25 protein-coding genes, 1 tRNA gene and 1 pseudogene are annotated in these 25,712 nt (G+C 68.4%); 12 read left to right on the forward strand and 15 right to left on the reverse strand.

Going from position 1 to position 25,712, the window contains the following annotated elements; genetic code table 11:
* Positions 1-114: 114 nt before the first annotated feature.
* The 3 genes from GH664_RS08625 to GH664_RS08635 are packed head-to-tail and all read right to left on the reverse strand — an operon-like array spanning position 115 to position 3,232.
* Positions 115-693, reverse strand: coding sequence for an NADP oxidoreductase (locus tag GH664_RS08625; RefSeq protein ID WP_153167693.1), 579 nt, complete (start codon positions 691-693; stop codon positions 115-117).
* Complete coding sequence (locus GH664_RS08630) at positions 693-1,418, reverse strand: 2Fe-2S iron-sulfur cluster-binding protein (protein ID WP_153167695.1); 726 nt, start codon at positions 1,416-1,418, stop codon at positions 693-695. The genes GH664_RS08625 and GH664_RS08630 overlap by 1 nt, the downstream gene beginning before the upstream one ends.
* The gene (locus GH664_RS08635; protein ID WP_228111446.1) at positions 1,415-3,232 is read right to left on the reverse strand and encodes an NAD(P)H-dependent oxidoreductase subunit E; all 1,818 of its coding nucleotides are present in this window, start codon (positions 3,230-3,232) and stop codon (positions 1,415-1,417) included. Before GH664_RS08635 ends, GH664_RS08630 begins: the two co-directional genes overlap by 4 nt.
* A gap of 153 nt (positions 3,233-3,385) precedes the next feature.
* Between GH664_RS08635 and hypA the strand changes: the two genes are divergently transcribed.
* The 9 genes from hypA to GH664_RS08680 all read left to right on the forward strand — a co-directional run bounded on the left by hypA (position 3,386) and on the right by GH664_RS08680 (position 11,333).
* Complete coding sequence (hypA, locus tag GH664_RS08640) at positions 3,386-3,727, forward strand: hydrogenase maturation nickel metallochaperone HypA (RefSeq protein WP_153167698.1); 342 nt, start codon at positions 3,386-3,388, stop codon at positions 3,725-3,727.
* 15 nt (positions 3,728-3,742) lie between these two features.
* Positions 3,743-4,615 (forward strand): hydrogenase nickel incorporation protein HypB, encoded by an 873-nt coding sequence (gene hypB, locus GH664_RS08645; RefSeq protein ID WP_153167699.1) that lies wholly within the window; start codon positions 3,743-3,745, stop codon positions 4,613-4,615.
* A 250-nt stretch (positions 4,616-4,865) separates the two neighbouring features.
* Positions 4,866-6,011, forward strand: a complete 1,146-nt coding sequence (locus GH664_RS08650; protein ID WP_153167701.1) for a carbamoyltransferase HypF — start codon at positions 4,866-4,868, stop codon at positions 6,009-6,011.
* Position 6,012: 1 nt separating this feature from the next.
* Entirely contained in the window at positions 6,013-6,261 is a 249-nt protein-coding gene (locus GH664_RS08655) for a HypC/HybG/HupF family hydrogenase formation chaperone (protein WP_153167703.1), read from the forward strand.
* 38 nt (positions 6,262-6,299) lie between these two features.
* Positions 6,300-7,433, forward strand: coding sequence for a hydrogenase formation protein HypD (gene hypD, locus GH664_RS08660; protein ID WP_153167704.1), 1,134 nt, complete (start codon positions 6,300-6,302; stop codon positions 7,431-7,433).
* Positions 7,430-8,470 carry a hydrogenase expression/formation protein HypE gene (gene hypE, locus GH664_RS08665; RefSeq protein WP_153167706.1) on the forward strand — a complete coding sequence of 347 codons (1,041 nt, stop codon included), beginning with the start codon at positions 7,430-7,432 and terminating at the stop codon, positions 8,468-8,470. The genes hypD and hypE overlap by 4 nt, the downstream gene beginning before the upstream one ends.
* 92 nt (positions 8,471-8,562) lie before the next feature.
* Positions 8,563-9,330 (forward strand): hypothetical protein, encoded by a 768-nt coding sequence (locus GH664_RS08670; RefSeq protein ID WP_153167707.1) that lies wholly within the window; start codon positions 8,563-8,565, stop codon positions 9,328-9,330.
* On the forward strand, positions 9,327-9,893 hold the full coding sequence (locus tag GH664_RS08675) for an RES family NAD+ phosphorylase (protein WP_153167708.1): 567 nt from the start codon (positions 9,327-9,329) through the stop codon (positions 9,891-9,893). Before GH664_RS08670 ends, GH664_RS08675 begins: the two co-directional genes overlap by 4 nt.
* 96 nt (positions 9,894-9,989) lie before the next feature.
* A complete protein-coding gene (locus tag GH664_RS08680) occupies positions 9,990-11,333 on the forward strand; it encodes a hypothetical protein (RefSeq protein WP_256219463.1) in 1,344 nt (447 codons plus the stop codon).
* Between the two features lie 14 nt (positions 11,334-11,347).
* Here GH664_RS08680 and GH664_RS08685 read toward each other — a convergent pair whose 3' ends face one another.
* From GH664_RS08685 to GH664_RS08700, 4 genes are all read right to left on the reverse strand, one after another.
* A complete protein-coding gene (locus GH664_RS08685) occupies positions 11,348-11,707 on the reverse strand; it encodes a DUF488 domain-containing protein (protein WP_153167710.1) in 360 nt (119 codons plus the stop codon).
* Positions 11,708-11,783: 76 nt separating this feature from the next.
* Positions 11,784-12,962, reverse strand: coding sequence for an MFS transporter (locus GH664_RS08690; protein ID WP_153167712.1), 1,179 nt, complete (start codon positions 12,960-12,962; stop codon positions 11,784-11,786).
* Positions 12,963-13,099: 137 nt separating this feature from the next.
* Positions 13,100-13,504, reverse strand: a complete 405-nt coding sequence (gene arfB / locus GH664_RS08695) for an alternative ribosome rescue aminoacyl-tRNA hydrolase ArfB (RefSeq protein WP_153167713.1) — start codon at positions 13,502-13,504, stop codon at positions 13,100-13,102.
* 6 nt (positions 13,505-13,510) lie between these two features.
* Complete coding sequence (locus GH664_RS08700; RefSeq protein WP_153167715.1) at positions 13,511-13,786, reverse strand: VF530 family DNA-binding protein; 276 nt, start codon at positions 13,784-13,786, stop codon at positions 13,511-13,513.
* A 330-nt stretch (positions 13,787-14,116) separates the two neighbouring features.
* Between GH664_RS08700 and GH664_RS08705 the strand changes: the two genes are divergently transcribed.
* Together GH664_RS08705 and GH664_RS08710 are read left to right on the forward strand one after the other, a co-directional pair.
* Entirely contained in the window at positions 14,117-14,818 is a 702-nt protein-coding gene (locus GH664_RS08705; protein WP_153167843.1) for an alpha/beta hydrolase, read from the forward strand.
* Between the two features lie 19 nt (positions 14,819-14,837).
* On the forward strand, positions 14,838-15,203 hold the full coding sequence (locus GH664_RS08710) for a hypothetical protein (protein ID WP_153167717.1): 366 nt from the start codon (positions 14,838-14,840) through the stop codon (positions 15,201-15,203).
* 5 nt (positions 15,204-15,208) lie between these two features.
* On the opposite strand, the pseudogene GH664_RS08715 reads toward GH664_RS08710, so the two are convergent.
* From GH664_RS08715 to GH664_RS08725, 3 genes and pseudogenes are all read right to left on the reverse strand, one after another.
* A pseudogene (locus tag GH664_RS08715) lies at positions 15,209-15,283 on the reverse strand (3'-5' exonuclease); the annotation flags it as partial.
* A 2-nt stretch (positions 15,284-15,285) separates the two neighbouring features.
* Positions 15,286-15,615 (reverse strand): DUF5710 domain-containing protein, encoded by a 330-nt coding sequence (locus GH664_RS08720; protein WP_153167844.1) that lies wholly within the window; start codon positions 15,613-15,615, stop codon positions 15,286-15,288.
* A 185-nt stretch (positions 15,616-15,800) separates the two neighbouring features.
* Positions 15,801-15,877 (reverse strand) — tRNA-Arg (locus tag GH664_RS08725).
* Between the two features lie 151 nt (positions 15,878-16,028).
* On the opposite strand from GH664_RS08725, the gene GH664_RS08730 reads away from it, so the two are divergent.
* Positions 16,029-16,493: a cytochrome c5 family protein gene (locus GH664_RS08730; RefSeq protein WP_153167718.1), complete on the forward strand. Its 465-nt coding sequence runs from the start codon at positions 16,029-16,031 to the stop codon at positions 16,491-16,493.
* An 85-nt stretch (positions 16,494-16,578) separates the two neighbouring features.
* On the opposite strand, the gene GH664_RS08735 is transcribed toward GH664_RS08730, so the two are convergent.
* The 5 genes from GH664_RS08735 to GH664_RS08755 form a co-directional block, all read right to left on the reverse strand.
* Entirely contained in the window at positions 16,579-18,315 is a 1,737-nt protein-coding gene (locus GH664_RS08735; protein WP_153167720.1) for a diguanylate cyclase, read from the reverse strand.
* A gap of 4 nt (positions 18,316-18,319) precedes the next feature.
* The gene (locus GH664_RS08740) at positions 18,320-18,697 is read right to left on the reverse strand and encodes a response regulator (RefSeq protein WP_153167722.1); all 378 of its coding nucleotides are present in this window, start codon (positions 18,695-18,697) and stop codon (positions 18,320-18,322) included.
* A complete protein-coding gene (locus GH664_RS08745; protein ID WP_194270361.1) occupies positions 18,694-22,614 on the reverse strand; it encodes a PAS domain S-box protein in 3,921 nt (1,306 codons plus the stop codon). The genes GH664_RS08740 and GH664_RS08745 overlap by 4 nt, the downstream gene beginning before the upstream one ends.
* Positions 22,615-22,769: 155 nt before the next feature.
* On the reverse strand, positions 22,770-24,761 hold the full coding sequence (locus tag GH664_RS08750) for a UvrD-helicase domain-containing protein (protein ID WP_153167724.1): 1,992 nt from the start codon (positions 24,759-24,761) through the stop codon (positions 22,770-22,772).
* A gap of 265 nt (positions 24,762-25,026) precedes the next feature.
* Complete coding sequence (locus tag GH664_RS08755) at positions 25,027-25,704, reverse strand: DUF4197 domain-containing protein (RefSeq protein WP_153167726.1); 678 nt, start codon at positions 25,702-25,704, stop codon at positions 25,027-25,029.
* Positions 25,705-25,712 lie beyond the last annotated feature (8 nt).

The raw sequence follows: 25,712 nt of genomic DNA on the forward strand, positions 1-25,712 counted from the left end.
ATTCTGTAGGAGCGCGCTTGAGCGCGACCGGTCCCGACGAATCGCGGTCAAGCCCGCTCCTACACCACCCGTCCACCTCGTCGGAGCGCGATCCCGCAGGGCGTGGCGTGATGCTCAGTCATAGTGCAGCAGTCCATGGCCCAACGCGGGCTCCCTGCCCTCGATCAACTGGGTGAGGAAGACCCAGATCGCGTCGCCCGAGGGCGGGCAGCCGGGCAGGAAGTAGTCGATCTTCACCACCTCGTGCACCGGATGCACCTGGTTCAGCGGCAGCGGCAGCTCGGGGTCGTTGGGGATCTGGCTGCCTTCGGCCAGGCCATGACCGGTGCGGTAGACCTGCTGCAGGATGTCGGCGATCTGCAGGTGGTTGCGCTGCGCCGGCAGGCCGCCATTCACGGCGCAGGCGCCGAGCGCGATCAGCACCTTGCAGTTGGCGCGGAATTCGCGCAGCACGTGCACGTTCTCGGCGTTGCACACTCCGCCTTCGATCAGGCCGATGTCGCAGGCGCCGCAGTGCTTGATGTCGGTGATCGGCGAGCGATCGAACTCGACCAGTTCGAGCAGCGGCAGGATGCGCTCGTCGATGTCGAGGAAGGACATGTGGCAGCCGAAGCAGCCGGCCAGCGACACGGTGGCGACTTTCAATTTGCGCGGCGTCGTGCCCACGGCCGCGTCCTGGGTTGCGGTGCTCATCACCCGGTCTCCTTGACCCCATCGGCGACCTTGCCGACCGCCTTCTCGCTGATCGGCTTCTCGTCGTAGTCGCGCTGCCCGATCGGCACCGTGAAGCCGACCCGCTTCTTCAGGATCACGCCCACCGGACACACCTCGGCGGCGCGGTCGGTGACGGCAAAGTCGGTGTCGGCCAGGCGACCGCTCTCGCTGTTGACGATGAGGTGCGACTTCGCGCCGCGTCCCGACAGCGCGAACACGTCCTTGCCGTCGACTTCGCGGCTGGCGCGCACGCACAGCTCGCACATGATGCAGCGGTTGAAATCGAGCAGCACGTCGGGGTGGGAGGCATCCACCGCGCGGTCGGGATAGAAGTGGTCGAAGTGCGGGCTCAGCATGCCCATTTCGTAGGCGGTGGCCTGCAGCACACAGTTGCCGCTCTTCTCGCACGAGGGGCAGAAGTGGTTACCCTCGACGAACAGCAGTTGCAGCAGCGTGCGGCGCTTGGCGGTCAGCTCTTCGGTCCTGTTGTCGACTTCCTGGCCGGCCGCCGCGCGGGTGGTGCAGGCGGTGGCGAAGCGGCCGCCGATCTTCACCGTGCACAGCTTGCACGAGCCATGCGCGGTGAAATCCGGATGCCAGCACAGGTGCGGGATGTACTTGCCGGCTGCGGCGGCGGCCTGCATCACGGTCTGGCCCGGGGTGAAGGGGACGTCCTCGCCGTCGAGCAGAAAGCTGTTGTTCATGGCTGGGCCTCGCTCGGATGTTCGCCGGCTTGGGCGCTGAGGTTGTCGGTGAGGTGCGCGCCGGGATCGTCGCGGCCGGTCATGCGCCGCGCCTGCGACAGCGCCGCGTCGAGATCGAAGCCAGGCTCGTAGTCGGGCGAATGCAGGCGGCGGTCGAAGGCCGGGCGGAACTTGGCGAGCATGTCGCGCAGCGCGATCGTCGCGGTGTTACCCAGGCCGCAGTGGCTGGCGCCCTGCATCAGGCGATGCATCTTCTCCATCTCGTCGAGGTCGTAGGGCGAGCCATGGTCGTTGGCCAGCTTGTCCAGCAGCCGCGCATTGACCGCGGTGCCCACCCGGCACGGCGTGCAGAAGCCGCAGCTCTCGTGGGCGAAGAAGTGGGCAAAGTTGCGCGCCACCTCGAACATGTCGCGCGAGCGGTCGAACACCATGATGGAGCCGCCGGTGGGCACGTCTTCGAAGGCGATGTGGCGACCGAACTCGTCGGCCGCCAGGCAGGAGCCCGCCGCGCCGGCGGTGGTGACCGCCTGGGTGTCGTTCGCGCCGGCGGCTGCGAGCACTTCCGCGACCGTGACGCCGAAGGGGAATTCGTAGATGCCGGGCCGTTCGACATCGCCCGATACCGACAGCAGCTTGGTGCCGGTGGAGGCCGGCGTGCCGATGGCGCGGAACCATTCGCCGCCCTTCACCGCGATCAGCGCGGCCAGCGCCAGCGTCTCGACGTTGTTCACCGTGGTGGGCTGGCCAAGGTAGCCATGCGTGACCGGGAACGGCGGGCGGATGCGCGGCTTGCCCGGCTTGCCTTCGAGCGACTCGATCAGGGCCGACTCCTCGCCGCAGATGTAGGCGCCGGCGCCGAGGTGGATCTCGATATCGAAGGTGAAGCCGCGGCCGAGGATGTTGCGCCCCAGCAATCCCGCCTCGCGCCGCTGCGCCAGCCGCGTTTCCAGGCGGTCGAGCAGGTAGCGGTATTCGCCGCGCAGGTAGATGAAGCCCTTGCTCGCGCCGATGGCGAAGCCGGCGATGCACATGCCGTCGACCACCATGTCGAAATAGGAGCTGAGAAGCACGCGGTCCTTGAAGGTGCCGGGCTCGCCCTCGTCGGCGTTGCAGATCACGTAGTGTGCGTCGCCCCAGGCGTCGCGGCATGAGCGCCACTTGATGTCGCTGCCGAAACCCGCGCCGCCACGGCCGCGCAAGGCGGAACGCTCGATCTGGCCGAGCAGGCCGGCCGGACCGCGGTCCAGCGCCGCGGCCAGCGCCTCGCCCGGCGCCAGACCGTGGTCGAGCAGCACATCGCGGCGGCGGATGTTGTCTTCGACATGAAACCAGTCCGACGGCCAGTCGCCCACGGGCACGCGGCGGCGGATCAGGTGCGCCATCTCGTCGATGCGCTCGGGCGTTAGCCGGGTGATGGTGCGATAGTTGGCGAGCAGCGCCGGCCCCTGGTCGCACATGCCGGTGCAGGAGGTGGTGTCGACACTGACCAGGCCGTCCTCCGATGCCTGGCCCGGCTCCAGCCACAGCTTGTGGCACAGCGAGCGCATCAGGTCCTGGTTGCCCAGCATGCGGTCGGTGATGTTGTCCGAGAACAGGACGCGGTACTCGCCCAGCGGTCGCGTATGGAAGAAGCTGTAGAAGTTCGCGGTGCTTTCCACTTGCGCCCGTGGCCAGCCGATGCCTTCGGCGATCGCGCTGAGGGTCGCGGGGGACAGCCAGCCTTCCACGTCCTGCACCTCGCGCAGGATCTGCACGAGACGGGTGCCGTCGCGCCCATGCCGGTCGAGTATGGTTGCGATTTTCGCTGCTGCCACGCTGTCCTCCTGTGAACCAGGGATGCGCAGGGAATCGTGCATCGACTTGACCGCCATTTTGCCGCGCTGCGACATGGAATTACAATGATCCCGGCGGAATTGCTGCCAGGCTTGTGACCTGCATCAACTGGAGCGTCGACACGGAGGCTTGCCATGCATGAGCTGTCGCTGGCCGAGAGCGCGATCGCGCTGATCGAGGACGCGGGCAGGCGCGAGTCCTTTCACCGCGTGCGCGTGGTACGCATGGAAATCGGCGCGCTGTCCTGCGTGGAGCCGGAGGCGCTGCGCTTCGCCTTCGAATCAGCCAGCCACGGCTCCTGCGCGGAAGGCGCGCGCCTCGACATCCTGCCGATACCGGGCGAAGGGGAATGCGCGGCCTGCGGCATCCGCGCAGAGATGGAGACCGCCTACGACCTGTGCCCGCAGTGCGAGTCGCGCCCGCTCAAGGTGGTGCGCGGCACGGAAATGCGGGTCAAGGACCTGGACGTCGAATAATCGGGAGCACGAGGCATGTGTACCACCTGCGGTTGCGGCAGCGACGGCGCCACCATCGATCATCACCACGCCGGCCATCCTTACGTGGCGCGGCGTCGCGGCATTGCCGCGCCTGCCGCCGCGGCAGCACCCGGGGCCGAGACCGGGCCCGGCCGCACTGCGGATGCGGCGGAATCGGCCGTCGCCGCGTCGGCCGCCGCCCATCTGCGCCAAGTGTCGATCGAGCAGGATCTCCTCGCCCGCAACGATGCCGAGGCCGTCGCAAACCGCCGTGCTTTCGCCGAGGCCGGCGTGTTCGCGCTGAATCTGGTCTCCAGCCCCGGTTCGGGCAAGACCACGCTGCTGGTGAAGACCATCGAGCGCCTGGCCGGACGTGTCCCGGTGGCGGTGATCGAAGGCGACCAGCAGACCAGCAACGACGCCGAGCGCATCCGCGCCACTGGCGCACCGGCCACCCAGATCAACACCGGCAAGGGCTGCCACCTGGATGCGCGCATGGTGGGCGACGCGACGGCCAGCCTGCCGTTGGCGCGCGGCGGCCTGCTGATGATCGAGAACGTCGGCAACCTGGTGTGCCCGGCCGCCTTCGACCTCGGCGAGGCGCACAAGGTGGTGATCCTGTCGGTGACCGAAGGCGAGGACAAGCCGCTGAAGTACCCGGACATGTTCCGCGCCGCCGACCTGATGCTGCTCAACAAGTGCGACCTGCTGCCCTACCTGCAGTTCGACGTCGAGCAGGCCGAAGCCTATGCGCGCCGCGTGAATCCGGACATCCGCATCATCCGCGTGTCGGCCACCAGCGGGCTGGGCATGGACGAATGGATGGAGTGGCTTGCCGCGGGCGCTTCGGCTTGCGACGCTGCTGCGCCCGCGTTGGAGCAGGTGTGAGGGCGAGAGCTACGCCATTTCCTCCTGTCGAAGCGTTCGCAAGATGGATCGCCTGGCGAGGTGATCGTATGAGTGCCATGAATCCGGTCTGGGGGCGGGGGATGCGCTCCGCGTCCTGCGCAACTCGACCTCGCTTCGCTCGGGACTCGAACAGTGCTCGTCCGCTCCGCGCATCCCCCGCCCCCAGCCCTGCCACTTCGAGGACTTCCGACAGGCTCAGAAGCCCTGCGTCTGATTTCGGTGTGCGGCGATGAACACGGTTGACGCAATCGAGCACCGCCTCCCGCTGCCGCCCGGCCCACCGGTGCTGACCGTGGGCGCGTGGTTCAAGAACACGGTGTGTGCGGCGGTCGGTGACGTGGCCGCGATCTCGCGCACCGTGGGCGACCTCGACGGCGTGGACGCCTGTCTCGCACATGAGCGCACGGTGCGCGAACTGCTCGCCTGGCTGGCGGATGCCGGCGCCCAACCAGCGGCGATCGCGCACGACCTGCACCCCGACTTCCACTCCACCCGCTTCGCCGCCGAGCTGGCGGCCGAGCTCGGCGTGCCGCTGCAGCCGGTACAGCACCACCATGCCCACATTGCCGCAGTGTGCGCGGAGCACGGCCACGACGGTCCGGTGCTGGGCCTGGCGCTCGATGGCGTCGGCCTGGGCACGGACGGCACCGCCTGGGGCGGCGAGCTGCTGAAAGCCGACGGCGCCAGTTTTGAACGGATCGGCCATCTGCGCCCGCTCGCCCTGCCGGGCGGCGACAAGGCCGCGCGCGAACCCTGGCGCATGGCGGCTTCGGCGCTGCATGCGCTCGGGCGCGGCGACGAGATTGCGACACGCTTTTCCATCCTGCCAGCCGCCGCGGGGCTGGCGCGCATGCTGGATGCCGGGCTGCGCTGCCCGCCGACTTCGAGCATGGGCCGGGTGTTCGACGCCGCCGCCGGCCTGCTCGGCCTGTGCACGGTGATGTCGTTCGAGGCCGAGGCGGCGATCACGCTGGAGCAGTCGGCCACCCGCCACGGGCCGGTCGAGCCGCTGGCCGGCGGCTGGCGCCTCATCGATGACACGTCCGGGGTGCTGCGCCTGGACCTGCTGCCGCTGCTCGACGCCCTGGCCGCGTCCGCCTTCATCGCCGAACCGGGCCGCGGCGCCGCGCTGTTCCATGTCACGCTGGGCGCGGCGCTGGCCGACTGGCTGCAGCGTGCAGCGCAGCGCCACCAACTCGACACCGTCGCCGTCGGCGGCGGCTGCCTGTTCAACAAGCTGCTGGCCGCCGACCTGCGCCGCCGCTGCGCCGCGGCCGGCCTGCGCCTGCTCGAACCGCGCGCCCTGCTGCCGGGCGACACCACGATCGCGTATGGCCAGGCGGCCGTGGCGCGACGCCTGCTGGAGAGAACCTGACATGTGCCTGGCCATTCCCGCCCGGGTGGTGGAACTGTGTGACGGCGACGAGGCTATCGTCGACCTCGACGGCGTGCGCAAGCGCATCTCGCTGGCGATGGTCGAAGACGTCGCGCTGGGCGACTACGTGATCGTGCATGTCGGCTTCGCGCTGCAGAAGCTCGATGTCGAGGAGGCCGAGGCCACGCTGGCGCTGTTCCGCGACATCGCGGCGCAGCAGGCCGGCGACGCCGCGGCGCAGCCTTCGTGAAGCCTCTGCAATGACGTATTCGGAATGACGCATTCGGAATGAAATACGTCGACGACTTCCGCGATGGCGACGTGGCGCGCGCACTCGGCGCCGCCATCCACGCCGAGGTGCAGCCCGGCCGCGAATACCGCCTGATGGAATTCTGCGGCGGCCACACGCATGCCATCTCGCGCTACGGCATCGCCGACCTGCTGCCGCCGCAAGTGCGGCTGATCCACGGCCCCGGCTGCCCGGTGTGCGTGCTGCCGATCGGCCGCATCGACCAGGCGATCCGGCTCGCGCTGGAGCACCGCGCCATTCTGTGCAGCTACGGCGACACGCTGCGCGTGCCCGCCTCCGACAAGCTGTCGCTGCTGCGCGCCAAGGGCCGCGGCGCCGACGTGCGCATGGTGTATTCGCCGCTCGACGCGCTGCAGGTCGCACGCGCCAACCCGGGGCGCGAGGTGGTGTTCCTCGCCATCGGCTTCGAGACCACCACGCCGCCCACCGCGGTGGCGGTGAAGCAGGCACAGGCCGAGGGGCTCGCTAACTTCTCGCTGCTGTGCAACCACGTGCTGACGCCGGCGGCGATGCACGCCATCCTCGCCGCGCCGCAAGGGGTGCAGCTCGACGGCTTCGTCGGCCCGGCGCACGTGTCCACCGTGATCGGCAGTGCGCCCTACGGGCCTTTCGCGCGCGACTACGGCAAGCCGGTGGTGATCGCCGGCTTCGAGCCGCTGGACGTGATGCGCGCCATCCAGATGCTGATCCGCCAGATCAACGACGGCCGCGCCGAGGTCGAGAACGAATTCACCCGCGCGGTGACGCCCGGGGGCAACCGCAAGGCACAGGCGCTGGTGGCCGAGGTGTTCGAGCTGCGCGAAACCTTCGAATGGCGCGGCCTGGGCACGGTCCCGGCGAGCGCGCTGAAGCTGCGGGCAGAATTCGCCGCGTTCGACGCCGAGGCGCGCTTCGGCGTGCCCTACGCCGCAGTGCCCGACCACAAGGCCTGCGAATGCGCCGCCATCCTGCGCGGCGAGAAGCGGCCAGAGCAATGCCGCATCTTCGGCACCGCCTGCACGCCGGACAACCCGGTCGGCTCATGCATGGTGTCGTCCGAAGGCGCCTGCGCGGCGCATTACACCTATGGCCGCTTCCGCGAAGCGGCGCCTGCCACCACGACTTCCGCATGAAATCTGCTCATTCCCGCCCGCTGGACCTGAAGCACGGCCACGTCGACCTGTCGCATGGCGCTGGCGGCCGCGCCATGGCGCAACTGATCGAAGACCTGTTCGCGCGCGAACTGGGCAATGAATTCCTCGCCCAGGGCGACGACGGCGCACGCCTGCCGGCCTGCGCCGGGCCGCTGGTGATGGCGACCGACGCGCACGTGGTGTCGCCGCTGTTCTTCCCCGGTGGCGACATTGGCTGCCTGTCGGTGCATGGCACGATCAACGATGTGGCGGTGATGGGCGCGCGGCCGCTCTACCTGGCGGCGAGCTTCGTGCTGGAGGAAGGCCTGCCGCTGGCCGACCTGACGCGCATCGTGTCGTCCATGGCCGCGGCCGCACGCGAGGCCGGCGTGCCGGTGGTGACCGGCGACACCAAGGTGGTCGAGCGCGGCAAGGCCGATGGCGTGTTCATCACCACCACCGGCGTGGGCGTGCGCCTCGACGGCGTCGACGTGTCGGGCGCCAACGCGCGCCCGGGCGACGCGGTGCTGGTGTCCGGCCCGCTCGGCGACCACGGCATGGCGATCATGTCGGTGCGCGAGAACCTCGCCTTCGACTCCCCCATCGTGTCCGACACCGCCGCGCTGCACGGCCTCGTCGCCGACCTGCTCGCCGCCGTGCCCGACACCCGCGTGCTGCGCGACCCCACCCGCGGCGGCCTCGCCGCCACGCTGAACGAGATCGCCCAACAGTCCGGCGTCGGCATCGTGCTCGACGAAGCCGCCATCCCGGTGCGCCCGGCGGTGGCCGCCGCCTGCGAACTGCTCGGCCTCGACCCGCTCGACATCGCCAACGAAGGCCGGCTGATCGTCGTCTGCCCGGCAACGAATGCCGAGCGCACCCTGACCGCGCTGCGCGCCCACCCGCTCGGCCAGGAGGCCGCGCGCATCGGCGAAGTCATCGCCGACGACCGCCGCTTCGTGCAGATGAAGACCCGCTTCGGCGGCCGGCGCATGGTCGACTGGCTGGCAGGCGACGCGCTGCCGCGGATCTGCTGATCCCGACGCCATCGATCAGACTGACAAACTGGACATATTGGACATTCACATCTCGGACTCTATACTGGACACCAGACACGGAGCCCGAAGCCATGAACACGCCACTGATAACCCAGCGATACAAGGCCGCATCTTCCGCTTCACGCAAGGAGCGGGCGACGACGGGGCCCGTCACGCGAGGGTTTCTCCCCGTCTGGACGCCCCGCCCCTCCTTCAACGTCTCTCGCGGCCCGCTCGGCATCCGCCTGATCTCGATGAGCCTGGCAAAAAAGAACCTCGCCGAACCGGCTCCGGAGCCGCGCGCCGAGGATGAGTTGCAGCTCGCTTTCGAGCGCATGATCGAACCCTTGCGCGCTGCCTTCGAGCAATTGCCGCTGCAGGACTACCGCCGGCTCAAGGAGGCCGAGCCGCTGGACGCCTGCATGACCTTGCTGCAGCGTGCGGCGCGGGCCAACGCCCAACCCCGGCTCGCGCGCAACCTGCGTGCCTTTGAAGCGCGTGAGGCGCTCACCCGAGAAGCCGGCGGCATCATCACGCCATCGGAGCTGGCACAGAAACTGGGCAAGTCGCGGCAGACGGTGAAGGACTGGGGTGACGCCTACAAGATCCTGTGGGTCGACAACAACGGCACACGTGCTTACCCGCGCTGCCAGTTCGATGCCCATGGGCAGTTGCTGCCCGGACTCGACCGTTTCCTGCAGACGCTCGCCCGCATCGGCATCACTGGCTGGATGGCGCTCGAGACCCTGCTTGGCGTCGACCCGAAATATGCAGCGTCGCCTCTGGAGCTGCTGCAGCAAGGCCGCATCGATGACGCCCTCACTTGCGCGAGCGCCTTGGGTGACTCGGGGGCTGCATGATCGTCGAGGGTATCGACCTGCCGAACCGACTGTTGACCGAGGAAAGTCCAGTCGCCCTGTACCGTATTCACGACAAGGATTACAGCCCGCTCTTCTTCGGCCGGACCGGAAACTATCGATTCGACGCACCAGATCAAGGCTATGGGGTGCTCTATGCAGCAAGCACGCCCGAGGGCGCCTTCGTCGAAGCAATCCTGCGCCAGCGCACGGGGCGCGCCGTCAGGACCATCAGCCGTGGCTACCTGGCGACCCGCAAGCTCTCGATCCTTTTCCTCGACGCTCCGGCCACCCTGGCCAAGCTGCGTGACAACGGCCTGGCCGCCAATCACGCCAACAGCGAGATTTCCTGGATCGAGCCCTATTTTGCCAGCCAGCTCTTCTCGCGAGCCGTCCACCAGCATCCGGATCAGGTATCGGGACTCTCGTACCGCTGCCGGCACGACAACGAGCAAATCGCCTGGGCCTTCTTCGAACGCTCGCAATCGCTTTTCGCTCGACACGACACCCCCACCGAAACACTGGATCTGGATGATGACTGGCTCGAGAGCCTCGAGGATCGCTAGCAGATTGTCATCGACTGACCTTCCTCTGACGAAACCGGCGGTCGCGACTCCATGCGCCGCCGCAGACCGCACCAACCAATAGCAAGCTTCACTCCATTGACTCCCGAATTGCCCGCCACCTCTCCTCGCCGCCACACTCTGGCGGCCGTGCTGCTGTTTGCGATGACCGTGCTCGCCGCGCTGGCCGGCACGGGGCACGGCCCGCCGGTGTGGACGGCCGGCGTGGCGGCCTGGGGGGCGGGCGCGTTGCTGTGGCCGCAGCTTGCGCGGCCGCAGAAGCGCCAGGCGCTGCTGCTGGCCGGCGCGGGTCTGGTCGCGTTCGGCGTCGCGCTGGCGCGCGGCGGGCGGCCGAGCCTGATGGGGCTGCTGACGCAGAACACCGCGCTGCTGGGCATGCTGGCGGCGGTGAGCTTCCTGCGCCTGCTGCGCACGCCCGAAGCCGGCAGCGACGGCCTGCCACGGGGCCGCGGCGCGCTGTGGCGCACGCTGGGCGCGGTGCATGTGCTGGGCGCGGTGATCAACCTGTCGGCGGTCTTCATCATGGCCGACCGCATCGGCCCGGACGGCAAGCCCCGAAGGGACCAGGCGGCGGCGCTGGTGCGCGCCTTCCTCGCCGCGGCGCTGTGGTCGCCTTTCTTCGCCGCCACCGCAGTGGCGCTGACCTATGCACCCGGCGCCAGTCCGCTCGGCCTGGCTGCAGCCGGCCTGGCGCTGGCGGTGGTGCTGCTGACGCTGGCCGGCCGTGACATCGCGCGCGCCAGCGGCAACGGCGCAGCAGATTTCGTCGGCTATCCGATGCACACATCCGCGCTGAAGGTCCCCGCGGTGCTGGCAGCACTGGTGGCGGCCGGCCACTGGCTGGTGCCCGACTGGGCGGCGCTGGCAGTGATCAGCCTGGCGTCGCTCGCAGTGGTCGGGGTCACGGTGCTCGCGCAGCGCGGACCGCGGGACGGTGGCCATGCGCTCTTCTGCCACGTGCGCGACCGTCTGCCGGGCATGTCGGGCGAGCTGGTGCTGTTCCTGTCGGCGGCGGTGTTCGCCAGCGGGCTGCGCGCGGTGATCGACAGCGGCGGCCTGTGGCTGCCCTTCTCCGCCTTCGGCGCAACCGAAGCGGCGCTGGTGCTGGCGGTGATGATCCTGCTCGCAGCGCTCGGCATCCACGCGGTGATCACCATCGCCATGGCGTCGGCCTGGCTCGCGCCGCTGCACCCGGAGCCGACGCTGCTCGCGCTGGTGTTCGTGCAGTCGTGGGCGATCGGCCTGGCGGCCGGGCCGATGTCGGGCATCCATCTCGCGCTGCAGGGCCGCTACGGCCTGTCGCCCGGGCAACTCGCGCGCGGCAACGTGCGCTACTGCCTGCAGGCCTATGCCGCCGCGGTGGTGTGGCTGGCGGTGGTCGGCAGCGTGCTGGGCGTGAAGCTGCTGCCGACCTGGGGCTGAGGCAGCGGATCGGCTCAGCCGGTCGACTGCAGGACTTCGCGCAGCACCACCGCATTGTTGTGCGCCTCGTCGTGGGCGGCGTAAAGCAGCGTCAGCACCGGATGCGCCGCGGCCTGCTCGCGCAGCGCCCGCAGCGCGGCAGCGGGTTCGTCGCGATCCAGTTCGGCCCGGTACAGCGCGCGGAATTCGTCCCAGCGCGCCGGGTCGTGGCCGAACCACTTGCGCAGCTCGTTCGACGGCGCGATGTCGCGCAGCCACAGGTCGACGGCCGCCTTGTCCTTCGCCAGCCCGCGCGGCCACAGCCGGTCGACCAGCACGCGATAACCGTCGCCCTCGGCAGGCGCCTCATAGACGCGCTTGATCTTCAAGCCCATGCTGCCCTCCGTCATCAGTGTCGCCGCCCGCTCCTCAGCGTAGACATCGGCTGCAGCGTCCGCCACGCAGCGCCGCTCAGGCGGCGGCAGACGCCTCCCTGCGCCGGCGCAGCGCCAGCCAGACGAGCGCCGCGCCGGTCAGCAGCACCGGCACCAGCGAACCGACGTTGAGCCAGGTCCAGCCCTGGGTCGTCACCAGCGCGCCCGAGGCGAAGGAGGTCAGCGCCATGGTGGCGAACACCGCGAAGTTGATCGCCGCCTGCGCCTTGTCCTTTTCCTCGGCGCGGTAGGACTGCATCGCCAGCGTGGTGCTGCCGGTGAACAGGAAGTTCCAGCCCATGCCGAGCAGGAACAGGCCGAGGAGGAACTGGTGCAGGTCCTGGCCCGACAGCGCGACCGCGATGCAGGCGAAGTTGAGCAACACGCCGGCGCCCATGACCTGCAGCACGCCGAAGCGCTTGATCAGATGTCCGGTGAAGAAGCCCGGCGCGAACATGCCGATCACGTGCCATTCCAGCACCAGCGCTGCATCGGAAAACGGCATGCCGCACACGTCCATCGCCAGCGGCGTCGCCGCCATCAGCAGGTTCATGACGCCATAGCCGAGCGCGGCACTCACCGCGGCGACGATGAACGCCGGCTGGCGCATGATTTCACCCAGCGGCCGGCCGCCGCCCCGGCCGGCCGCCTTGAGCGCCTCGGCCGGAAAGCGGATGCAGGCCATCACCGCCATCGAGATCAGTGCCACCACCGCCAGCGCAAGGTAGGAACCGAGGAAGGGCAGCGCCATCGTCTCGCGCGTGTGGTTGGCGAGGTTGGGCCCGATCACCGCACCGATCAGCCCGCCCGCCAGCACCAGCGACACCGCCTTCTCGCGGAACTCCGGCGGCGCGATCTCGCCCGCGGCAAAGCGGTAGAGCTGGCCGTTGGCGCTGTAGTAGCCGGCGATTAGCGTCCCCGCCACCAGCAACCCGAAGCTGCGCAGATAGAGCGCCAGTGCGCACAGCAGCGCGGTGAGCAAGGCCACCAGCAGCCCGAGCTGGAACGAGGCCTTGCGCCCCCAGCGTCGCTGGCTGCGCGCCACCAGCCCGGTCGACAGCGCGCCGCCCACCACATAGCCCATCACCGGCAGCGTCGCCATCCACGCCACCGGCGCCAGGCTCAGCCCCACCAGGCCGTTGATGGCGATGAAGACCACGTTGTTGGTCAGGAACAGGCCCTGGGCGATGGCCAGCAGCCAGAGATTCTTCTTCATAAGGAAATACTTTTGGTTCAGGACAGCGCGAATGTACCCTGTTCCTGCGGGCAGGGGCTCACCGTCACCACGCCCCGGCCGATGCCGGCTGCCACCGCTTCCGATCACGTCGATCAGGCATCCCTCATTCGCTCACCTCATTCGTTTACTTTTCCACGCAGCGTCTTCACCGACGCGCGGCGCGCCTTTCCCTCCAGTCTTCGGGTGATGGACGCACGCGTCGGCCGTGTCGCGCGGCGCGCTTTCGGGGGTGTCGCGACACTTTCGATCAGTTCTTCCAGACGGCGCAGCGCCTCGGTCCGGTTCTTCTCCAGGCTGCGAAACTTCTGCGCCTTGATGATCACGACGCCGTCCATGCTGATGCGATGATCACGCAAGCGGAGCAGCCGCATCCGGATGTCCTCGGGCAGGCTGGAGGCCATGATGTCGAAGCGCAGATGCACTGCGTTCGACACCTTGTTCACGTTCTGCCCCCCCGCTCCCTGCGCGCGGATGGCCGTGATCTCGATTTCGTCGGCTGAGAGCGTGAAGCGGGCTTGCATGGCCGGTCATCGGGGCGTGGGTGTTCCGACCCCGCTGCGCCTGGCGCCTGCTGCGACGTCCCGCGTCCGAAGGGACTCGAGGTAGAGCGCCTCGACCTGCGCACGCGCCCATGGCGTGCGACGCAGGAACTTGAGGCTAGAGGCGATGCTGGGCTCATGATTGAAGCACCGGATGCTGATGCGCCGCCCGAGCGTCGGCCACCCGAGCTGATCCACCAGTTCGGTCAGCATCCGCTCCAGCGTGAGGCCGTGCAAAGGATTGTTGGGCTGTGGATCAGTCATCGTGTTCTCGCCCTGGCTGCGGAGTACCTGACAATTGCTTGCTGCTGCGCGGAATGAATTCACCTGAGCAGCCACCGCAGCTATCCAGCGGTCGCGGCTGCTCGGTCGGGATGTTTCTGTGTTCCGCATTGTGACACTGGAAAGGTCATGAAGCCTCGCGCTCGGCATCGGCCGACGCGGCCCGGAGTCTCAATTCCTTCGCCTTGCTCGCGCTGCTGGTAAAGGACGCGCCCTTGCGCGCGAACGACGTGCTGATGTTGACGGTGCAACATCCGCAGGATCACGCGTAGAGTCCGCTTCTCCCACTCACACAAGGAGACCCGCGTGAGCCTGCGTCCCTCCACGAGCCCCCTCTTCGACACCCCGCCGCTTGAGGTCGAGACCGGGCCGAATCCTCGCTGCGCCATCATCTGGATGCACGGCCTGGGCGCCGACGGTAGCGACTTCGCGCCGATTGTCCCTGAACTTCGCCTGCCCGACAGTCCTGCCGTTCGATTCATCTTTCCGCATGCGCCCTACCGCCCGGTGACCTGCAACGGCGGCTACGTCATGCGCGCCTGGTACGACATCGTGTCGCTCGCACCGGGCGCCCGGCAGATCGATGAGGCAGGCTTGCTCCAGTCTCGCGAAATCGTTCGTCAACTCATCCAGCGCGAGGCGGATCGGGGCTTGCCCAGCGATCGTGTCGTCCTCGCGGGCTTCTCCCAGGGCGGCGCCGTGGCCTACCTGACCGGCCTCACCCACCCGTCGCCGCTGGCCGGCATCATCGCCCTGTCGACCTATATTCCGAGTCCCGGGCTCTTGATCAGGGAATTCTCGCAAGCGAATCGACGCATCCCGATCTTCGCGGCACATGGGACCGACGACGATGTCGTCTCGCTCGAGCTCGGGCAGCAGGCTGCCCAGATCGTCAGGCAACTGGGCATCGAGCCTGCGTGGCGAACCTATGACCTGCCGCATTCGGTGAGCATTGAGGAGGTCGCCGATATCGGCACGTGGCTACGGAGTGTGTGGGCGCAGAAGGCTCATTGACCCGACAATCAATTACGTCATGTCCCCTCAAGCCCCCCCGATCCCTGCCGCAGACAGCCGGGCAATGCGCGCCGCGCTGATCTTCGCCCTGACGGCGGAACGCCTGTCGATCTTCTATGAGCACGGCCAGTGGCTGACCGAGGCTCAGGGCGCGAGCATCGTCGCCGACTGGCTCGCGCGCAGCGAGCGCAGCCTGCCCCTCGCGGATCGCCGCCAGTTGTCCGCGCTCAGCGACGGCCTGGCTCGCCAGATCGCCGGCTCGCTGTCACGGGAAGCCGGCCTCTACACCGCGCACGAGATGATGGAAGCGCTCGATCCCAACCACGATTCGGACCTGGCGCGCTCGATGATGGAAGAATGCACGCGGCTGCTGGACACCGACTGATCCACGACCTCGGTCGCCCGATCGCCCTGCGCGGGCGACAGGTCCGCGGTCTCGAAGTCGATCACCGCCACCACTTCCACGCTCAGCGCCCTCCCTGGAGCTCAGGCCACGCCTGGAGCCGGCACTTGTCGCAGTCGTCCCACGGCAGGCAGTTGCACACCCGGGGCAGTGCCACGAAGCGGCTTCCCACCTGAACCTTTGCTTCCGCCATGAGCTTCGAGGATGCGCTGCGTCGGGGCGCGGACGAGGACACCGCCGCCGAGGGATCATGCGGTGTCGGCTGCCACTGCGAGAACAGGCCCAGGTCGAGGCCACCGTCGATGTACCAGAGCTTGCGCGCCGCATCCCAGCGCGCACCCAACTTCTTCGCCTGGTCCTTTTCGGCGAAGGGGACCTTCAGGTTGTGGCGCATGGCGGCATCGGGATCCTCGTGGCGGGGACCCATTATAGGCAGAACGGGGCAGGCCTTCAGGCAGCCTCAGCCCGCATACGAACCCCGGTCGATACGGCCTCGCAGCCGCAGCGGGCGTTGATTCAGGCGGATGGGCAGAAAACAAAATGGGTTAGATCCGGAAAGACCTAACCCATCGATGTGTCTGGCGCGCCCGAGACGATTCGAACGTCCGACCCCTGCCTTCGGAGGGCAGTACTCTATCCAGCTGAGCTACGGGCGCGGAGGCTGGCCGGCGGTGTTGCCGGCGCAAGAGAGCGGCGAGGATATAACGGTTCGCAGGCAAAGTCCATGCCGCACTGCCACAACGGTTTTTCGCCCGCTATAATCCGGGCTTTCGTCTCGCGCCATAACACAAGTCAAAGGATTCGAGCATGCTGAACCACCGCGCCCCGCGCCCCGCCCTGCGGCCCACCCGCTTCGCCATGCCTGTCGTCGCCATGGTTGCAGTCGCCCTGCTGGCTGGCTGCGGCAAGCCGACTGCGACGGTCGATCCGGAAAAGACGGCCGAACTGATCCAGCCCGTCGCCCGCGTCGAGCTGAAGGCCGAAAAGGTCACCCCGGGCAAGCGCACCGGCGAGCAGATCGTGAAGGCGGTGTGTGCCGGGTGCCACGACTCCGGCAGCCTCGGCGCGCCGAAGACCGGCGACGCCGGCGCGTGGGGGCCGCGCATTGCGCTGGGGTTCGATGCGCTCACCAAGTCGGCGATCGCCGGCAAGAACCAGATGCCCCCGCGCGGCGGCGTCGCCGACCTGACCGACACCGAAGTGGCACGCGCCGTCGCCTTCCTGACGAGCAAGGCCGGTTCTGGCTTCAAGGAGCCGCCGGTCGAGCAGTAAGCATCCGCCCGCCGCGCGGCGGGACGTGCGCCCGCGGGAACCGATCCCGCCGGGCGCAAGAATCGAAAAGCTTCGAGCGCAGCGCTCAGGCAGGTACTTCGCCCTGCCTGGCCTCAAGCACGGCGGCGCACACGCGGTTGCGGCCGCCGCGCTTGGCGTCATACAGCGCTGCGTCAGCGGCCGCCAGCAGATCTGCATCCCCGGCCACCACCACCGCTTCGTTCGCCGCATCGTCAGGCACCGCATTGCATGACGTGGCATGCCCCGCGGAAACGGTGCAGGAGAAATTCTGCCCGTCGTAGCTGAAGCGCAGATTGGCGAAGCGCTGGCGAATGTCGTCCAGCAGCCGCTGCGCTGCAGCGCCGGCACATTCCGGCAGCACCACGAGGAATTCCTCGCCGCCGTAGCGTCCGAGATGGTCGGACTGCCGCAGGCGCTGGCGCAACAGGGTGGCCAGAGCGGAGATCACCAGATCGCCCGCGGCATGGCCGTAGGTGTCATTCACCGACTTGAAGTGGTCGATATCGAGCATCGCCAGCGTCACCGGTTTGCCGGTGCGGCGCGCGCGCCTGATCTCCTTGGATGCGACCTCCTTGATGCTGGCGTGCTTGAGCAGGCCGGTCAGGCTGTCCTTGTTGATCTGGTCGGCGAGCTGACGCGCGCGCTCGACGCGGACCCGCACCGCCGCCACGAGCTGGGCGTCGGACACCGGCTTGATGATGAAGTCGTCGCCGCCGCGACGCATGGCGGCGATCTGGCGCTCGAGGTCGGTCTCCGCCGACAGATACACGATGGGAAGGCCGGTCCATTTGTCGTGCTGGCGGATCACGCCCGCCAGCTCCGGACCGGTGTAGCGCGGCATGTGCATGTCCATCAGCACCAGGTCCGGCTGAAAGCTGGCGAGTTCGTCCATGATGGTCTCAGGCTGGCGCAGGACCTCGGCCACCATGTCCGCCGCGCGCAGCACCAGGCACAGGTGTGCGGCGAGATCGGCGTCGTCGTCGACGACCAGCACGCGCTGCGGCGGTGCGCTCAACTGCTCGACGAGCTGCCCCATGCGATTGACCAGCCGCGGAATGTCGATGGGCTTGAGGAAGTAGCCGACGGCGCCCAGCCGGGCCGCGCGCACGCGCGACTCGAAATCGTCGGCGGAGGTGATGAACAGCAGCGGGCAGGCCAAGGCGCGCAGCGCGGGAAAATCGGCAAGCGCCTCGGTGGCATTGCGGCCCTCTGCCTCGAACATCACGTCCATGATCAGCATGTCGGGACTTTCGCTCCGCGCAGCGCGCTCGGCTTCGTCGATCCGCGTGAACAACTGCACCCGATAATTGAAGGACTCGAGCTGGCGAGCAAGTTGTTCGCCCAGCGCGGCGTCGTCTTCCATCACCCACACCCGGATCGCCTTGCCGGCTGAGCGGAGGGCATTCGGTGCCGGGATGACGGACGACGGCGCTGCGATCTTGCCCACCGTCTCGCCCGCGGTCTGGCCCACCCATTGACCCAGTCCAGCCAGTTCCACCGCAAGCGCCCGGCATGCCGTCGCGTCCACCGGGTCCGGCTTCCCCGCCAGCCAGGCCACGATGCGCTGCTCGAGGCCACGCGCCGCCGCACTCAGCGCCGCCAGGCCGAAGGTGCCGCCGGAACCGGCCAGCTTGTGCAGTCGCTGGTGCAGCGCTTCGAGGCAGGCACGATCGCCCTCGCCGCCCTGCACCGCCCCGGCCAGCGCCTGCAGCGCCGCGAGCTCGGCCGGCAGCCGCGCCAGGTAGTCCGCTCGCAGCTTTGCCAGTTGCTCGGCCAGCGCCTGCGGTTGCGTTGCGTCCACTCGCCTAGGCCTCCCAGATGGCCCGCACCTGGCTCGCCAGGGTCATAGGGTCGAAAGGCTTCGGAATCACGTCGCGCGCACCCAGGGACTTGTAATGCGCGACTTCTGCCGGCTGTACCTTGGCGGTCATGAATGCGACCGGCACCGTGGCCAGCGAGGGCAGGCCACGCAGCGCCTGCAGGGTGGTCGGCCCGTCCATGCCCGGCATCATGACGTCGAGCAGGATCAGCTCGGGCGCGAAGCCTTCCGCTTCGCGCAGCGCCTCCTCGCCGGAGGAGCAGACCTTCACCGTGAAGCCGCCGACCAATTCAAGGGCAAGCTTGGCCACCGCCTGGATGTCGGGCTCGTCTTCCACATACATGACGCGTTGCAGGGTGCTCATGCTTGGCTCCTTCGGGATCTGAATGATCGAATGCGGCTGTCGAGCGCGTCAATCAGCTCCTTCGGCGAAACCTGCGACTTGAGCAGCACTGCCTCGACCCGGCGTGCCTCCTCCGCCGTGGTATCGGCGCCCGACAGGATGACGATGCGCGTATCCGGCTGGCGCGCGCGGATATCCGGCAGCAGATCCCAGCCGGAGCCGTCGGGCAGGCCGATGTCCAGGACCACCACATCGAAGCGCTCCCGCGAGACGCGGTCGAGCGCTTCGCGCAGCGTCGTCGCGCGCTCGAACTGGAAGCGCTCGCCCACCATGGAACGGACCACCTGATGAAGGTCATCGTCGTCCTCCACATGCAGCACGCGCGGATTCGACGCGCCAGCCTGGGCAAGCAGCCCCTGCACCACCGCCAGCAGCCGGCTCTCGTCGAACGGCTTGGCGAGCCAGTCGACGGCGGAAAAATCGCCGTTGATCGCGAGCCGCCCCTCTTCCATCTTGGCCGACACGACCATGATGGGCAGGTCCGCGGTGTCCGGGCGCTGGCGCACCTGGCGGATGATCTCCAGGCCGCCGATGTCCGGCAGCATCAGGTCCAGACTCAGCGCGGCGTAGGCGGTCTCCTGCAGCGCCGCCAGCGCCTCCCGCCCGGTGAGGGCGATATCGACCCGGTAGCCGGCGCGCGTGAGCATCAGGCTCAGCAGGCGGGCGATGTCCGCGTCGTCTTCCACCACCAGGATGCGCGGCGCATCCGCCGCGGTGACGACGGGTGCGCCGTCGGGCGCGGCCGGCTCGCCCGCCGCGTGCAGCGGAAACTCGATCCAGAAGGTGGCACCCTCCCCCTCGATCGAGTCGAAGCCGATCGTCCCTCCCATGCGCTCCACCAGCTCGCGGGTGATCGCCAGGCCGAGGCCGGTGCCGCCCTTCTGGCGCGTATCGGATGCATCGGCCTGGGAGAACTTCTCGAAGATGCGGCCGCGGAAGGATGCGGGAATGCCGGGGCCGTGGTCGACCACCGCCACCCGGAGCTTGCCGCCGCGCGCGCGCACGACGACCTCCACCGTGCCGCCCTCGGGCGAGAACTTGATCGCATTCGACAGCAGGTTGGCCAGTACCTGCATCAGGCGCTGGCTGTCCACCCGCAGTTCGGCATCGGTCGCCTCGCCCTTCAACGCCAGCGCCACCCGGCGTTCGGTGCCATAGGTGCGATGACTCTCCACCGCCTGCTGGACGATGGGCATCAGCGGCTGCACCTGCATGTCGAAGTGCAGCTTGCCGGCGGCAATCTTCTCCATGTCGAGCAGGTCGTTGATGAGGTGGGTGAGGCGCTGGCTGTTCTTGTGGGCGATGCCGACCATCTGCCGCGCCTGCTCCGGCAATTGGCCGAGCGCACCGCCGGCGACCAGGCCGAGCGCGCCGGAGATCGAGGTCAGCGGCGTGCGCAGCTCGTGGCTGACGGTGGACACGAACTCGCTCTTCATCCGCTCCATGCGCTTGCGCTCGCTGATGTCGCGCACCATGCCGACGTACAGGGGCTGCCCGTGCTGGGTGATCTCGGACACCGCCAGCTCCATCGGGAACAGGCTGCCGTCGCGGCGCTGGCCCTCGACCTCGCGACCGATGCCGATGATGCGCGCCACGCCCGTGGTCTGGTAGTTGCGCAGGTAGCCGTCGTGCGCCTCACGGTGCGGGTTCGGCATCAGCATCTTCACGTTGCGGCCGATCACCTCGTCGGCGACATAGCCGAAGATGCGCTCGGCAGCCGGGTTGAAGGACTGCACGATCCCCTTGGCGTCGATGGTGATGAGTCCGTCGACCATGTTGTCGAGGATCGTCTGCGTGTGCTGGGCCTGTTCCGCGAGGGCGGCCTCGCTCCGCATGCGGTCGGTGATGTCGTAGAACCAGCCCAGCACCGCCGGACTGCCCTCGTACTGGATCGGCGAATAGGAGCCGAGCGCCCACTTGGTCCCGACCCCCGGGATGGCCAGCTCGACCAGCATGTCGTAGATCTGCTCGCCGCGGCCCAGGCGCTGCAGGATGGCCTCGTAGTCCTCCCTGCGCACGTAGTAGGCGGACGGGTCCACGCCGCCGACTTCGTCCGCCGCGGCATTGATCAGCTCGGCATAGCGGCGGTTGGAGAAGATGACCTCGTGCCCCCCGGCGCGCGCGATGCGCGCCGCGATCGGGCTGGTCTCGAGCATGCTGCGGAAGCGCTGCGCGCTCTCGCGCAGCTCGCGCTCGGCGGCCTTGCGCGTGGTGATGTCCTCGGCGATGCCGACATAGCCCGTGAGCTGACCGTCGGCGGCGCGCATGGCGCTCACCACCAGCGACACCGGGATGGCGCGGCCGTCGCGGTGCACATAGGTCCATTCGCGCGTCTCAGAGCCTTCGCGTTCGGCCACTTCGACGAACACCCGGAAACCTTCGACCGGATGGCCCAGGGCCGCGCTCAGCTCGGCCGAGCGCGCCGCCACCTCCTCCGCACGGTGAAACGGCGCCGGCGTCTGCTTGCCAACCACCTCGTCCGCAGCATGGCCGAGCAGCTTCTCGGCCCCCTTGTTGAAGACCTTGATCACACCGCGGGTGTCGGTGGCGATGATCGAGAAGGTCGACGCCGCCAGTACGCTCTCCAGCAGCTCGGTAGCGCCATGCAGCGCGGCGGTGCGCTCGCGGATGCGCGCCTCGAGGCCCGCCTGGGTCTCGCGCAGCTCGCGGAAGCTGCTGGCCAGCATTTCCGCCATCTCGCGCAGGCTGCCGCCCAGGCTGCCGTATTCGCGCACCGGACTGGCCGGCAGCACCGGCTGCGTCCCGCTGGCGATCTGCGAAGTCAGCAGGCGGCTGGCCGCCTCGAGCGCGGCGATCGGCCGGGTGAGCCACTGGCTGAGCACGCGCGCCAGCACGATGCCCATCAGCAGCAGCCCCACCAGATAGGCAAAGAGCTTCAGCCCGGTACGCTCGAGCGCCCGCACCAGCGGCGCCGCCGACTGCTCGATCACCAGCCGGGCCACCTCGCCGCCCTCGGGGACCGGCACGCCGATGTGGTAGCGCCCCTGCTTCCAGCGCGCCATGGCCGGCATGTCGCCGCCCGGGACCCAGATCGCCAGGCCGCCTGCCAGCGGCTGCAACTCCCCCGCGTTGCCCGACAGGCTCGCCACCTCGCCCTGACGGGCCAGTACGCTGCCGTCCGCAGCCAGCAATGCCAATCCCATGCCGGGGTTGTCCTGCTCGCCCGCCAGCAGCGCCACCCGGCGCGACGCTGTTGTGGCCGGTTCGGCTGCGAGCCGCGTGCCCAGATGGCGCGCGCGCTCGGCGAGCCGTTCCTCCATGAAGGCTTCCAGCTGCACGCGCTCACCGTAGCTTTTCAGGATGACCGGGATCGCACCGGCGAGCAGGATGGTCGTCAGCAGCACGTGGAACAGCAGTCCCGACAGCCGCGCTGCACCCAGCCCGAGGCGCGCCGCGCCGCGCCACCACAGTTGCAGGCCGAGTACGATCAGTCCGGCAAGCAAGGCATTGAACAGACCATTGAGCGCCTGCTTGAGGGCGATCATCGTCGCCGCCTCCCAGCCCACGCCCATCCTGCCGTGGTAGGACAGCAGCACCAGCGGCACGCCCAGCACCAGCCAGTACGCGAGATCCGCGAGCACCAGCGTGCACAGGCCGCGCCGGTAAAGCAGGCCGACGACCAGCGCCTCGACGGTGAACACGATCAGCGCGTAGGGATGCCCCCACAGGAACAGCGTGTAGAGCCCGCCGGCGGCCGCCACCAGCACCGCAGGCAGCGTGCCGAGCAGCGCGACCGCCAGCATCGCCGCCACCGAGCCGAAGATGAACACCACGCTGAAGAACAGCGGCACGCTGAGAACATTCCCCGCCACCGCGAGCAGGGCGAGGGCGAGCGTGGCGAGGGCCTTCTGGCGCATGCTCAACTCCCTGCCGGATGTAAACCCCATGACGCTGCGCCCCCTGCCGCCCGCGGCGGTTCAAATCAAGAGATGTGCAATTGCCGGGCGCATGGCAAGGACTGCCCGCCCGCACCTTGTTCGTGCTGAGCGTTTACGGCGCGGCGGGCGAAGTCTCAAGCCTTGTCGCGGTTCTCGAACATCGCCATCAGGTTGGCGATGCGCGCCTTGCCCTCTTCCTTGGACACCGGCGCGGCGGTGCGGCGGTCGTTCATCTTCACGTCCTCGCCCATCTCGGCGATGAAGCGGCTCGGCTCGCAGGGGCGGAACTCGCGGCCCGACTTGCGCCGCTCGCACCAGGTGATGTTGAGGCTGCGCTGGGCGCGGGTGATGCCGACGTACATCAGCCGGCGCTCTTCCTCGATCTTGTCCTCGTCGATGCTGCTCTGGTGCGGCAGCAGGCCTTCCTCCACGCCGATCAGGAACACGTGCGGAAACTCCAGGCCCTTGGAGGCATGCAGCGTGGCGAGCTGCACGCCGTCGAAGTCGGGGTCTTCCTTGTCGAGCATGGACATCAGCGCGATGGTCTGCGTCAGCTCGACGAGGTTCTTGCCGTCTTCCTCGCCCTTTCGCCCCAGCCAGCCGACGAAGTCGCGCACGTTGTTCCACTTGGACTCGGCCTCGCGCGTGTCGCAGTGCTCGAACAGCCAGGCTTCGTACTGGATGGCGGCGAGCAGGTCTTCGAGCAGTTGCGCGGCAGGCTCGCGTGGCGCGCGGTACTGCAGGCGGTTGATGAAGCCGGCGAACTCCTGCACGCCGTGCAGTTGCTTCGCGTTGAGATGCTGGGTGAGGCCTTCCTCGAACACCGCGGCGAACAGGCTGATGTGGCGGCGGCCGGCGTAGGCGCCGAGCGCCTCCAGCGTGGTCGGCCCGACACCGCGGCGCGGCGTGGTGATGGCGCGGATGAAGGCGAGGTCGTCGTCCTCGTTGGCGAGCAGGCGCAGGTAGGCAATGAGATCGCGTATCTCGGCCTTGTCGAAGAAGCTCTGCCCACCCGACATCACGTAGGGAATGCGCTGGTTACGCAGCTGCTGTTCGATGATGCGTGCCTGATGGTTGCCGCGGTACAGCACGGCGTAGTCCTTGAAGCGGGTGCGGTGCTCGAACTTGTGCGCGTTGATCTTCGTCGCCACCCACTCGGCCTCGTGCTCGGCATCGCGGCAGTTGGTGACGACGATCTGGTCGCCCACGCCATGCTCCGACCACAGGCGCTTGTCGAACAGCTTCTCGTTGTTGGCGATGACGGTGTTGGCCGCTTCCAAGATGCGGCGCGACGAGCGGTAGTTCTGCTCGAGCTTGATCACCTTCAGCTTCGGGTAGTCCGTCTGCAGCAGCTTGAGGTTCTCGACGTCGGCACCGCGCCAGGCGTAGATCGCCTGGTCGTCGTCACCCACCGCGGTGAAGGCGCCGCGCACGCCGGACAGTTGCCGCAGCAGCCGGTACTGGGCGCGGTTGGTGTCCTGGTATTCATCGATGAGCAGGTAGCGCAGCTTGTTCTGCCAGCGCTCGCGCACCTCGGGGTGCTCCTCGAACAGGCGCACCGGCAGCGCGATCAGGTCGTCGAAATCCACCGCCTGGTAGGCGCGCAGCGTGCGTTCATATTCCTTGTAGAGCTTGGCGGCGACCGAGGCGATCTCGTTGTCGGCCAGTTGCGCGGCCTCCTCGGGCGTGATCATCGCGTTCTTCCACGACGAGATCTGCCACTGCATCTGCTTGGCGATGCCCTTGTCGCTGTCGCCGGCCACGTCGGCGACGATCTGCACCGTGTCGGAGGCGTCGAGGATGGAGAACTGCGGTTTCAGCCCGCAATGCACCGCCTCCTGACGCACGATGCGCACCCCCAGTGCATGGAAGGTGCACACGGTGAGCCCGCCCGGCGCGCGCCCGCCCATGATGTGGGCGACGCGCTCCTGCATCTCCTTCGCGGCCTTGTTGGTGAAGGTGATCGCGGCGATGTTGTTGGGGCTGATGCCGCACTCGTTGATCAGGTGCGCGATCTTGTGCGTGATGACCCGCGTCTTGCCGCTGCCGGCGCCGGCCAGCACCAGGCAGGGGCCGTCGAGATAGCGGATGGCTTCGCGCTGGGGCGCGTTGAGGAGGGCGGACATCGTTTCGGGCACAGGCTGCAGCCTTCCAGGGAAGGCGGGGGGCAAGTGTACCCGAGCGTGGCAGCCGCGGCGTGCTTGCGGGGCAATCAACTCACGGCACCGAATCCGGTCTGGCTGTGGGGGATGCGCTCCGTCGGGCTGCGCAACTCGACCTCGCTGCGCTCGGGACTCGGACAGTGCTCGCCCACTCCACACATCCCCCACAGCCAGACCTGCCGCATCGCAGAACCCGCTGCCCCTGCTGGACTTCGTTCGGCCTGGCCTCCTACAGCGCGCCGAACACCTTCTTCGCCAGGCTGCCGGCGGCTTCCAGCGGGTTGCGGCGGATCGACTTCTCTTCCTCGGCGATCATCAGGTACAGGCCATCGAGCGCCTTGCGCGTCACGTAGCCCTCGATCTGCGCATCCTCGCCTTTCACCAGGCCCACGCCCGCCGCCTTGCTCGCCAGCGCGTTGTATTGCGAAGACACGGACAGACGGTCGGTCTGCTGCTTGACGATGGGGAGGAAGCGCTGGGTGAGCTGCGACTGCGTCTTGCTGCGGAAGTACTGGGTCACCGAGTCGTCGTCGCCGGTGAGGATGTCCTTCGCGTCCTTCACCGACATGTCCTTCACCGCCGCCATCAGCAGCGTCTTCGCCTCCGGCACCGCGGCCTCGGCGGCGCGGCTCATCGTCGTCTCGAGCTGGTCCAGATCCTTGCCGCTGCCCGCCATGCGCAGCAGCGGCGCCGCCTGCTCCAGCACGCCGGGCAGCGGAATCCTGACCTTGGAGTTGTTCAGAAAGCCGCCATCGTGGCCCAGCAGTTCGACCGCCCGGCCCGCGCCCTGGCTGAGCGCCTCCTTCAGGCCGCCCGCGGCATCGGCATTGCTCAGGCTGGAAAGGTCAGCGGCCCACGCAGGAACACAGATGACAAGGATGGCGAAAGCTCGCAGAATCGAACGCATTGCAGTCT

Origin of the sequence: Thauera sp. 2A1 (assembly GCF_009469595.2) — a bacterium.
Lineage (GTDB): Bacteria > Pseudomonadota > Gammaproteobacteria > Burkholderiales > Rhodocyclaceae > Thauera.